Genomic DNA, 11,835 nt, shown 5'->3' with positions numbered 1-11,835 from the left:
AGGAGCGTATTATTTATGAGAAAATATCTAATAACAATAGCAGCACTTCTTTTTGTACTCGGTTCTTTAACCGCGGTCTATGCAAATAATGGCGATAACAACGGAAAATCAAAAGGTAAAGATAAAAAGTTCGAGCTAGGCGTAGACGTTTTACTCGACGAACAAAAGGATTTAATTGAAGGTAAGCAAGTAGGATTAATTACTAACCCTACTGGAGTTGACAAGGATTTAAACAGTATTGTTGATGTTTTACACAACGACCCTGATGTTGATTTAACAAAACTATACGGACCTGAGCACGGTGTACGTGGTAGTGCACAGGCTGGTGAATACGTCGATTATTATATTGATGAAACAACTGGATTACCAGTATACAGTTTATATGGCGAAACAAGAAAGCCAACACCAGAAATGCTTGAGAATATTGATGTATTAGTCTTTGATATTCAGGATGTGGGAACAAGATTTTACACGTATATCTACACAATGGCTTATGCAATGGAAGCTGCACAGGAAAACGATATTCCATTTGTCGTACTAGATCGTCCGAACCCACAAGGTGGCGAAAAGGTACAAGGGCCAGTACTTGATCCAGAATACTCTTCATTTGTAGGTAAGTATCCTATTCCATTACGACATGGTATGACTGTCGGCGAACTTGCGAAGTTATTCAATAATGAATACAATATTGGAGCTGATTTAACTGTTGTAGGAATGAATGGCTGGAAACGTAATATGTATTATGACGAAACACCATTAGAGTTTGTTATGCCATCACCTAATATGCCAACAACAGATACAGCTAATGTTTATCCAGGTGCAGCATTAATTGAAGGAACAAACGCATCTGAAGGACGTGGAACAACTAAACCATTTGAATTGCTTGGAGCACCATATATTAATAGCACTGAATTTGCAGCAACCTTGAATGAATTGCATTTGCCTGGTGTTGATTTCAGGGCAGCATCGTTCACACCTGCATTTTCCAAGCATAGTGGCACATTAAGTCACGGTGTACAGATTCACGTTACACACAAGCAATCATTTCACCCTATAAAAACTGGTCTTCATATCGTAAAGACATTGCACGATATGTATCCAGAGGACTTCGCATTCCGCGCTGAAAATAGTGCTGGCATTTCATTCTTCGATTACCTGGTCGGAAATGGTTGGATTCGTGAAGCAATTAAAGAAGGTAAATCAGTAGAATATATGGAGGAACAATGGAAAGATGAATTAAATGAGTTTAAAAATATCCGAGAAGGGTATTTACTATATTAAGAGTTGATAGTTACCCCCATAACTATAAAGGGTGTCCCAATAAATTTGGGACACCCACTTTTTTTTATTCTTTTAGGTATGTCACAGGATCTTATTATTACCAAGGGGTGGTTTAGTAGAATAAATAGAAATAACAATCTACAGATGGAATGGAACAAGCTTTTCCTGACAGTATCTTTACTACACCGGGTAAAAGAAGTTCCTAATTGCATTTTCTATTTTATAAAGGTATTTTTTCGTAAATTTCACTGCTCTAACTCTCGCAATTGACATACACTGTTACGTAATGTGGGGAAGGTTACAGCTTTTTTAGTAAGGTGTTTTCTAAACGATTGTTGTTTTTGATAAGAATATATATGAACTACGACTGATTAAGGATAATCTTCGTTTGTGTGGCTCTCTGATCACGCAATCACCCCTCCGGGTACAAAGGCGACATCTGTTCAAGCTGAAGCTTTCACAGTGTCTTCCCTAGCCGCGGGCTCACCACGAGCCTCCGACGCATAGGACGTGCTAGTGCAGACGTTACCACAGGACGTGGCTGTACTTAGTCTACCTCGTTCGCAAAGAACGCTCTCTGTGGGGTCTCTTTGGATCGCTGTCCCACAGGAGTATCGCATATTCCAACTGCTGGTTATAATGGTTTAAACCTTGTTTATCCATCACAATAAGAATTTTTAAGTTATATGTAGCCCACCACCCCAGCGGAGGAAATACACGGAGACTCCTGCGGGTCGGCTAAAGACGGCCACGTCCTGTGGCCAACGCCGACACTAGAACGTCGTGTTCGTCGAAGGAAAGGCATCGGCGAGACTCCGGAGTGCGCAGCACGAGGAGGCTCACCAGCCGCCCTAGGTGCGCGAAGTGTATTTCCGTAGCGGTATCATAGAACTTTAGAAAACAACCAAAAGCGGTAACCACAAAATAGTGGCTACCGCTTAAAAATTATCCTTTTATTGCACCTTCTGTCATACCTTTCGCAATCCGCTGCTGGAAGATTGCATAAAGAATAATGACTGGAAGAATTGCGATTACCAGACTTGCAAATAAAGTTCCCCAGGCGTTTGTATACTGCGCTTCACTACTAATAAAATCAATCGCTAATGCCAGTGTATAGTTTCCTTCCGACTGAAGAAAGATTAATGCCATGAAATACTCATTCCAAAATTGGATTGCATTCATAATCGTAACAGTAATAATACCAGACATGGATAACGGTGTGATTATTTTCCATAGAACACCATATGGTGACATACCATCCATGGCAGCAGACTCTTCCAGCGATTTTGGAATCGTACTGATAAAACTTGTCAATACAAAAATGGAAAATGGAAGCTGGCTTATTGCATACACAATAGCAAGTCCAAAGATATTATCCAATAAATTAAACTGTTCCAACAGGAAGAATAGAGGGATCCAACCGAGTACCATTGGAATCATCATCGCTGAAATATAAAGCGTAAATAAAAAGTTACTGCCTTTAAATCTAATTCTTTCAAGTGCATATGCAGTTGGAACCGCCAGTAATAACGTAAGCAAAGCGCCCACTACTGTTACAATTAAACTGTTAAAAACACTTGTGTCTATATTATATTCTGACCACGCAGTAACGAAGTTTTGAATATTCCATGTCTCTGGAAAGCCCCATGGATTGGCATAAATCTCTGCGTTTGATTTAAATGAACCTATAAACATCCAAATAATCGGATAAAGTACAGCTATTGACCATAATATAAGCGGAATTCTAATTCCCGTTCTTGCTATAAATTGACCTACACTACGCTTCACTAGGTTATCCTCCCTTCTCGCAGTTAAGAAAATATAAAATCCTTTCTTACTGCATAAGTGCAACTAAGGCTTATCTATATTAAGGCTTGGCGATAAGCCTAGTTTTCTAATATTCTACTTTTTCTCTTCGCATAAAGAACTGTAAGATTAACACAGTTATCAGAGAAAGAACTAAGATCATTACTCCGATTGTTGCACCATATCCAAAGTTATATTGCCGAAATGCTTGCTGATAGAGATACGACCCCATAACGTGTGTAGAGTTATTCGGACCGCCTCCCGTCATGATTTGCACAATAATAAAGGAACCGTTTAACGTTGTGATAACGATATATAAGATAGAAATTTTGATCTGTGGCCATACAAGTGGTAAGGTCACCTTCCAGAATTGCTGCCATTCATTTGCTCCATCTATTTCAGCTGCTTCATAAAAGCTTTTTGAAATATTAGCAATACCACCCATCAGTAAGAGCATGAATAACCCTATACCTGCCCATATTGACGGAAGAACAAGACTCGGTAAGGCCCAATCTTCGCTGCCTAACCATGGCTTAGCCCAACTCTCCAATCCAAGGAATTCAAGACCTGAATTAACAAGACCTAGACTTGGGTTATAAATAAACGTCCATAAAATACCAATTACAACGACAGACATTATATTCGGGAAGAAAAAGATGATACGGTAAAATGGCGCTTCTTTTATCTTTAATTGCGTTAATGCTACAGCAATAAACAAAGCCATAATCATTATACCGATAACCTTTGTGACAACAAGAAAATAATCATGCCAGATTGTAGCGGGGATTATCTCATCTTTAAATAACTTTACATAGTTATCAAACCCAATAAACTCTTTTACCTGTGACGAACCTGACCATTCAAAGAAAGAATAGTATAGACCACTAAACAAAGGATATAGGGTAAAAATACTAAACATTATAAAAGTTGGAATAAGGCAAAAGGCAAGAAATAGGTATTTTTGTTTTTTAGACTGTACCATCCAATCACTCTTTCTAAAAAATAAATATATGGAATGTAAAGCTATAGAAGCCCGCTTCACATTCCATACCGTTACTTAAACACACTTACTTATTGATTACGATATTCAGCAGCTGCTGCTTCTGCTTCTTCAACAAACTCTTCTGCAGTAATGTTACCCAGCATCAGAGATACAAGTGAATTACTAATTGGTGTCTCAAGATCTGAACTCATTGGATGTGGTTTATGGTGAATTTGTACTTGTTCAGGGTCATTTATCATCTCATTAGCATCGATTAAATAACCAGGAACATTTTCGTTTGAAGCCAAATCTACACCCTTAAGGTTCATGATAGCACCAGTGTGTTCTGAGAATGATTTCGCGTATTTTTTCGTAAAGACAAACTCAACAAAAGCTTTAGCAGCCTCAGGGTTTTCAGCCTGTTCTGCTATTGCTAATGGTCGTAAATCCGGAACAATTGCCATTGGCTCACCTGATTCCTGCATTGGTGATGGAATAAATCCATAGTCAAAGTCTTCCGGTGTATCGTTAGCCATTTCATTTGGTAGCCAGAAACCTACTGGGATAAATGCATTATCATGAAGCAGGAAGTTCATTTGTGATTGTGTATGGTTCAATGCACCAAAACCAGGATCAATGTATCCTTCTTCTGCCATTTTTTCTACCTTTTTCATTACATTTAAAACTGGTTCACTAGTCCAGGCACCTTCAGCACCAGTGATAACATCATTTAATAATTCATCTCCGCCAGCTGCACCAAATGCAGGATACAGCATACCTCTTAAGAAATAATAAGGGTGCTGACCAGTCGTTACAAATGGAGCAATGTCAGCAGAATCCTGAATATTCCCCATTGTGCTCATGAAACTATCAAAGTCTTTTGGTACTTCCCAGCCTTCTTCTTCAAACCAGGCTTTGTCATACCATGTACCCCATGTGTCGAATACTAATGGCAAGCTGTAAATATCTCCATCGTACTTAGCTGGTTCTACAATAAAACTGTCAAGAAGTGGTGAACCATCTTCTAGTTCAATGTCTTGAATCCAATCTGACAGATTCATTAACTGTCCATCTTCAACCATTTGTGTTTCACTTGACCCGGCACCATCAATGTATACAACATCAGGTGGATCGTCTGAAACCCAACGGGATCTCATTTCTTCATTAATATTTGGACCAGCATGTTCAACAACTTCAACGTCAGGATACTCTTCTTTGAATTCTCCAATTACTTCTTTCCACCAAGAGTCACCATAACCGCCGACAAAGTATTGAATCTCCATAGTTCCATTTACTTCTCCGTCGTTCTTCACATCTTCATCAGTTTTGCCATCAGCTGGTGAATCTCCACCATCATCTGAACAGCCTACTGCCAAAAGAAGCATAACAACAGCTACCCATACTAAAGGACTTTTAAATAACTTCTTCAACCTAATTTCCCCCTTTGTATTAATAAATATATATGAAACCATTAATAGTTTATGAAACTATCAATGTTGTTTCAGACATTGTGCTGTAATGCATAATTAATTGCATCCCGAACATATCCATTACTGTACTCGATTGCATCCATGGCTTTCGGGTATGTAACACCTCCTTTAATCATCACAATTGCTGGTTTAACCTCATTTTTAGTAGATTTAAGAGTTTCTTCAGCTTCCTCATAAGAAACATTCGTAATTTCAATAATCGTACGCTTTGCTCGTTCCATTAGTTTGTAATTGCTTGCGTGAACATCAACCATCAGATTTTCATGAACTTTACCAAGCTTAACCATTGTTGTTGTACTTATCATGTTCAGCACCATTTTATGGGCTGTTGCTGCCTTCATTCGTGTAGAGCCTGTTAATACTTCTGGGCCAACAACGACTTCTATATCACAGTCGGCAAATTGGCTAATCAATGATCCTTCATTACATGATAACGAAACCGTGTAAGCACCAATATCTCGTGCATATTTTAGTGCACCAATCGGGTATGGCGTACGACCACTAGCAGTAATCCCAATTACAACGTCTTTGTCAGTGAGGTTTTTTGCTTTAAGATCATCCGCCCCCTGTGTTTCATCATCCTCTGACCCTTCTACTGCACTGAAGAATGCTCCATTTCCACCAGCCATAACGGTTTGCACCATGTCTGGCGGGGTCATGAAAGTTGGCGGACATTCAGATGCATCAATTACACCAAGTCGTCCACTCGTGCCAGCACCTACGTAGAAAAGTCGTCCACCATCTGCCAGCGCTTTATAAATATGTTCAATTGCTTTATCGACTTTAGACAAAACTGCTTCAACTGCTTTTGCCACTTTCTGATCTTCATCGTTGATCGTCTTTAAAATTTCCATAGTTGACATTTGATCCAATTGCATACTTTTTTCATTTCGCTTTTCGGTAGTTAACTTTGATAATTCCATTGGCATGTAATTCTCCTAACATTCACGTTGTAGATAAATTATTTAGTAGTTTTATAAATTTTATATAAAAGCGCTTTCAGTTATTTGATATAATTATAGTGCCAGTGAATTATTTTGTCAATAAAACGTAAAAATTTAGTAATAAAATTTCAATAAGCATAGTCTTATTCTATTTTATGCTAAATATAAAATGAAAATAGCTATTTTTTCAAAATAAAATCATTTCTTCTCCTTTGAGTCTTCTTCCCTTAGAAAGGAGACCGCCTCTCTCGTTTCATCTAAATGATGAATAGTTTCTTCATAATCCTCTGATGCTAAACACATTAATAAAATGTCTATTAAATGTAGCTGGGCAATTCTGGAGGAAGTTGCACCACTTCTGAAAGTCGCCTCTTTTGCTGCAGAGGTATGCAACTGTATGTCGGAAAACTTGGAGACTAATGAATTGCCATACTTTGTTATGCTAATCGTTGTGGAACTCTTCTGTTGGGCAAGATCCAGTAATTTACCTACTTCTTTCGTGCTGCCAGAAAACGAAATACCAACAACCACATCCTCTGGGCCTTTATTGGCAATTGCGGTGGCTGCCATATGTACATCCGAAAAGGACTGAGCATTTTTATCAATACGAATAAACTTCTGTTCTGCATCTTTAGCTGCTATGTAAGAAGCACCAAATCCAATAAATACGATGGATTTTGCATTTGATAAAGCAGTTACAGCTTTCTTTAAATTCTTTTCACTCATAATATCTACTGTTTCTTTAAGTGTTTGAATCGTATTTGATGTCACCTTATCGATAATATCTTTAAAATCTTCATTTCGTTCTATATCCCTATATCCTTTCACCGATCCGGCCTGTAAATCACCTGCTACACGAATCTTCAACTCTTGGAACCCATTGAATCCCAACGATTTACATAAACGGATGACAGCTGCACTGCTTGTTTGACTTTTTTCCCCAAGCATTAATGCTGTTAGAAGAATTGATTCCTCTGGATTATTCAAAATATACTCTGCTATTTTCTTCTCTGAGGGTGGTAAACTATTGACCATCTCTTTCAATATGACAAGTCCACCTTTTACATGCGACACACAATCACCTTCTCTTTTAATTAGAGTGTTGAAATAATATTTTGAACTACATTAGAATCCGGTTTTATATTTTGCAGTAAATAACTGCCAATTAATGATCCGCCGACAGGAAGCATTATTGGAATCGTAATAGTTAGATTTTTATATTCCTGCAGTTCAGCTTCAAGTAGTCTTGGCAACACTTCAGTATCACTAAAAACACCACCACATAACACTACTCTTGCTTCTTCATCTGGTTTAAAAAGTTTCATATATAATGTTCGGATACTTAAGCTTAGTTCATTTACTATATTATCCATAATATGCTCAGCAACCAAATCATTTTGTTTATAGGCTTCAAATACCAGTTTAGAAACAGGAGATATTTTACTTTTAGGTATTGGTGAAGCATAAATTCTCTGTATAAAGTCATATGGGTGTGTCACAGCAAAATATGTACAAAGCATTTCAAGTAAAATGGTTTTCTCTCCACGACCATCATTGGCTTTTAATGCCGCCATAATTCCCTGACGACCAATATCATAACCACTACCTTCATCACCAAATAAGTAACCCCAGCCACCTACTCGATCATGCTCCAGTTGCTGATTAATTCCATAGGTTATCGAACCAGTACCTGAAATTTGGACAATACCTGGTTCACCATATGTTCCAGAGTATAGAGCATTAACTGTGTCTGCTTCAACACATACCGTTACACTATTGGAAACCATTTGTTTAAGAATGTCTTCTAAGTCAGCTTTTGCTTTAGCATTGCCGACACCCGAAATGCCAGCAAATACGCTTGAGATTTTTTCAAACACGTCTGGTACTTGTTTTTTCATGTCTTGCATCATTGTGTCTAATGTTTGTATTAGTTTTTCACGAGACATAACATTTGGATTAGTGGGGCCTGCTGTTGTTTTAGCAACTATTAGACCATCCATGTCTGCAATAACTGCTTTTGTTTTCGTTCCACCCCCGTCGATTCCTGCTACATATTCCATCAGATTTCACCCTTGATTTATTATTTCAATACTTTTGTTGTTTCTCCAAAATTATAATCTGATTCGTTTGTTATATCAAGGTTACTTTGATCATATAGGTGACATGCAACCCAATGGTTTTCCTTTACTTCCTGATAAACAGGCTTCTCTATCGCACATCGCTCATGCGCCTCAGGACATCTTAGTCTAAATGGGCACCCTGATGGTGGGTTCGATGGATCTGGCACATCCCCTTGTAAGATAATCCGTTCTTTTTTCTCAGAAGGATGATTAGAAGGTATAGCTGAAAGCAGAGATTTTGTATACGGGTGTAGCGGATCGCTATAGAGTTCATCCGTTTTGGCTGTTTCCATCATTTGACCAAGATACATCACGCCAACCCTATCACTCACATGTCTAACTACATTCAAATCGTGAGAAATAAAAAGGTACGTTAATTTCAGGTCTTGCTGCAGCTCGATTAACAAGTTTAGAATTTGCGCTTGAATAGAAACATCCAAAGCTGACACTGCTTCATCAAGAATTACAACCTTTGGATTTAAAATCAGAGCTCTTGCAATACTGATACGCTGACGCTGGCCACCACTAAATTCATGGGGATGACGGTTAATTTGTTCCTTAGACAATCCCACTTTTTCAGCTATATCTATAATCCGCTGTTCAGCTACTTTTTTCGAACAAATATTATGTGTTAACAATGGTTCTAATAATAAATTCCGAACTGTCATTCTTGGATTCAATGAACTGTATGGATCCTGAAATATCATTTGCAAATCTCTTCGCAGTTTTCGAAATTCCCTCTTTGAATAATTCATGATATCTGTTCCATTATACAAAATCTCACCCGATGTAGGCTCATGCAACCGTAATATGGAACGACCAGTAGTAGATTTGCCACAGCCGCTTTCCCCTACTAACGAAAATGTTTCCTCTTCATTTATTTCAAAACTAATCCCATCGACCGCTCTTACAACGTTTTTGGTTCTTTGCAGAATTCCTGACTTCTGAGGAAAGTGTTTTTTCAGGTTACTAACCTTCAACATTACTTGATCTGTACTCATTACTTTTTTCCCCTCCCTCTTGATAAAGCCAGCATCTGCTGGTGTGATCATCATCTATTTGAAAAAGTGGCGGATCCTGCTGCCTGCAAATATCCATGACATGCGGACATCTTGATGCAAACCTGCAACCTGATTCTTTCAATTCTGCAGGAGAAGGAACATTGCCAGGGATTGAATATAATTTTTTCGTTTTATCTCCTAATGACTGTACAGATTCCAGTAAACCGACTGAATAGGGGTGTGTCGGATTATCAAAAAGCTGTTCAACTGTTGATTCTTCAACTAATGTCCCTGCGTACATTACCGCAACCCGTTCACATGTCTCAGCGATAACACCTAAATCATGTGTAATCATTAGAATAGAAGTATCATAATCTTGCGTTAGATCATTCATTAAATCGAGAATTTGCGCTTGAATAGTAACATCTAGTGCAGTAGTCGGTTCATCCGCTATTAGCAATTTTGGTTTACAAATTAATGCCATTGCAATCATAACTCGTTGACGCATTCCACCTGAAAGCTGATGTGGATACCGTTTCAATAACTGCTTTGGCTCAGCAAATCCTACCTTTTCAAGCATATCAATTATCATGTCTTGCATTTGCTTTTTTGTATACTTTCCATGGAATCGAAGTACTTCTGAAATCTGATGATCAACCGTAAATAACGGATCAAGAGCTGTCATTGGCTCCTGGAAGATTATTGATATTTCATTTCCACGTATATTCAGCATTTCTTTTTTTGACAGTTTTGTCAGATCAGTGGATTCATCAAGAATGATACTCCCATTACTAATACTCAATACATCTGGTAATAGGTTAAGAATTGACAGTGACGTTAAACTTTTACCGCTACCGGATTCACCAACAATCCCATATTTTTGTTTTTTCTTTATAGATAAGTTTAGTCCGTTTACGACATTATGATTTTGCTTATCCAAAGTTACATCTACTGAAAGATCGTTTATATCCAATATTGTACTCATTAAGATCCTCTCCTCAAAGTATCAATCCGTTCGAGGGCATCGGGTTGTGTATAAGCGATTTTCCCCATAATAACTTGCCTTTTTGCGCCTGTCGCTGAAGGAAGTTGATTATACTTTCCGAGAATACATTGAAACCCTAATACTGCAAATGCCATAGCTTCTTTTAAATCACTCGACATATCAAAGTGTTCATGTGTGAAAATGATCACTTCAGGTAAATGATAGTTTAACCGTTCGATCAAATATGGATTATAACTGCCCCCACCACCAACAATGACCTCATCAATCTTATGTCCTTTATCCATTAAAAATTGATTGTAACTATGGGCTATGGTTAGTACTGTCCACTCGCTGACAGTTGCAACTAAATCTTCTGGATTCATCTGTCCGTATTCTTTAAAAATTTCATCAACAAACTGATTACCAAACAACTCTCGACCGGTGGTTTTAGGTGGTTCTTTTTTAAAGTAGTCGTGACTCATTAGTTTGGTTAACAGCTGCTGATTAATCGTACCTCTATATGCCATCTCGCCATCTTTATCGTAATTACGTTTGCCATTCGTCAGCCGATAGACAACCTCGTCAATCACCATATTCCCAGGGCCTGTATCAAATGACTGTATGCCATCACTGTTACTATTTTCTGGTACGTAGGTTACGTTGCCAATCCCGCCAATATTTTGGATAGCACGTGATTTGTTCGGATTATTAAATAATAAGTAATCAACATACGAAACAAGTGGAGCTCCTTGTCCACTCGCTGCCATATCTGCAGTTCGAAAATCGCCAACAACTGCAATGCCAGTTTCTTCAGACAAAACAGATATGTCTCCTATCTGCAGGGTCCCGGCGACATCAAGATTAGACTCTCCATCAAAGGGCTGATGATAGATTGTTTGTCCGTGCGAGCTGATAAAATGTACATCATTCTTTGATACGTTCGCTTGTTTCAGCAATTTGTTTACAACACCGCCAAATTCTTTTCCAAGGAACATATTAATCGAATTAATTTTTTGTACCGTTGCTGTAGACGGACTGCAAACATCCATTAATGCTTTTCGCACATCCTGATCGTAATGTTGTGTATATAAATCTATAATGTTTACATCCACATTGTCCTCTTTTTCTTCTATTTCAACGAGCACTGCATCTATGCCATCTAATGAGGTGCCTGACATTAAACCTACACCCAATGCTTTTCCCATGTTTTTCACCTCTACATTTAC

Annotated in this window: 10 protein-coding genes; 1 reads left to right on the top strand and 9 read right to left on the bottom strand. The window is 38.2% G+C overall.

Annotated features, from left to right (window positions below; genetic code table 11):
• Positions 1-15 precede the first annotated feature (15 nt).
• A complete protein-coding gene (locus tag BMY13_RS04980; RefSeq protein WP_092502975.1) occupies positions 16-1,281 on the top strand; it encodes an exo-beta-N-acetylmuramidase NamZ family protein in 1,266 nt (421 codons plus the stop codon).
• A 945-nt stretch (positions 1,282-2,226) separates the two neighbouring features.
• On the opposite strand, the gene BMY13_RS04975 is transcribed toward BMY13_RS04980, so the two are convergent.
• The 9 genes from BMY13_RS04975 to BMY13_RS04935 all read right to left on the bottom strand — a co-directional run bounded on the left by BMY13_RS04975 (position 2,227) and on the right by BMY13_RS04935 (position 11,814).
• Positions 2,227-3,069, bottom strand: a complete 843-nt coding sequence (locus BMY13_RS04975) for a carbohydrate ABC transporter permease (RefSeq protein ID WP_092491909.1) — start codon at positions 3,067-3,069, stop codon at positions 2,227-2,229.
• Positions 3,070-3,175: 106 nt separating this feature from the next.
• Positions 3,176-4,069, bottom strand: a complete 894-nt coding sequence (locus tag BMY13_RS04970; RefSeq protein ID WP_092491908.1) for a carbohydrate ABC transporter permease — start codon at positions 4,067-4,069, stop codon at positions 3,176-3,178.
• Positions 4,070-4,158: 89 nt separating this feature from the next.
• Entirely contained in the window at positions 4,159-5,454 is a 1,296-nt protein-coding gene (locus BMY13_RS04965; protein ID WP_175476732.1) for an extracellular solute-binding protein, read from the bottom strand.
• A gap of 116 nt (positions 5,455-5,570) precedes the next feature.
• Positions 5,571-6,482 (bottom strand): N-acetylmuramic acid 6-phosphate etherase, encoded by a 912-nt coding sequence (gene murQ / locus BMY13_RS04960; RefSeq protein WP_092503447.1) that lies wholly within the window; start codon positions 6,480-6,482, stop codon positions 5,571-5,573.
• Positions 6,483-6,701: 219 nt separating this feature from the next.
• Positions 6,702-7,577 (bottom strand): MurR/RpiR family transcriptional regulator, encoded by an 876-nt coding sequence (locus tag BMY13_RS04955; protein ID WP_092491906.1) that lies wholly within the window; start codon positions 7,575-7,577, stop codon positions 6,702-6,704.
• 20 nt (positions 7,578-7,597) lie between these two features.
• A complete protein-coding gene (locus BMY13_RS04950) occupies positions 7,598-8,563 on the bottom strand; it encodes an N-acetylglucosamine kinase (RefSeq protein WP_092491905.1) in 966 nt (321 codons plus the stop codon).
• A 20-nt stretch (positions 8,564-8,583) separates the two neighbouring features.
• Complete coding sequence (locus tag BMY13_RS04945) at positions 8,584-9,624, bottom strand: ABC transporter ATP-binding protein (protein WP_092502970.1); 1,041 nt, start codon at positions 9,622-9,624, stop codon at positions 8,584-8,586.
• Complete coding sequence (locus BMY13_RS04940) at positions 9,593-10,609, bottom strand: ABC transporter ATP-binding protein (RefSeq protein WP_092502968.1); 1,017 nt, start codon at positions 10,607-10,609, stop codon at positions 9,593-9,595. Before BMY13_RS04940 ends, BMY13_RS04945 begins: the two co-directional genes overlap by 32 nt.
• Positions 10,609-11,814 (bottom strand): anhydro-N-acetylmuramic acid kinase, encoded by a 1,206-nt coding sequence (locus tag BMY13_RS04935; RefSeq protein ID WP_092502966.1) that lies wholly within the window; start codon positions 11,812-11,814, stop codon positions 10,609-10,611. Before BMY13_RS04935 ends, BMY13_RS04940 begins: the two co-directional genes overlap by 1 nt.
• Between the last annotated feature and the right edge of the window lie 21 nt (positions 11,815-11,835).

Source organism: Virgibacillus subterraneus (genome assembly GCF_900110695.1).
In the GTDB taxonomy this organism is placed as follows: Bacteria; Bacillota; Bacilli; order Bacillales; family Amphibacillaceae; genus Lentibacillus; species Lentibacillus subterraneus.
This window is presented reverse-complemented; position numbering and strand designations above follow the sequence as displayed.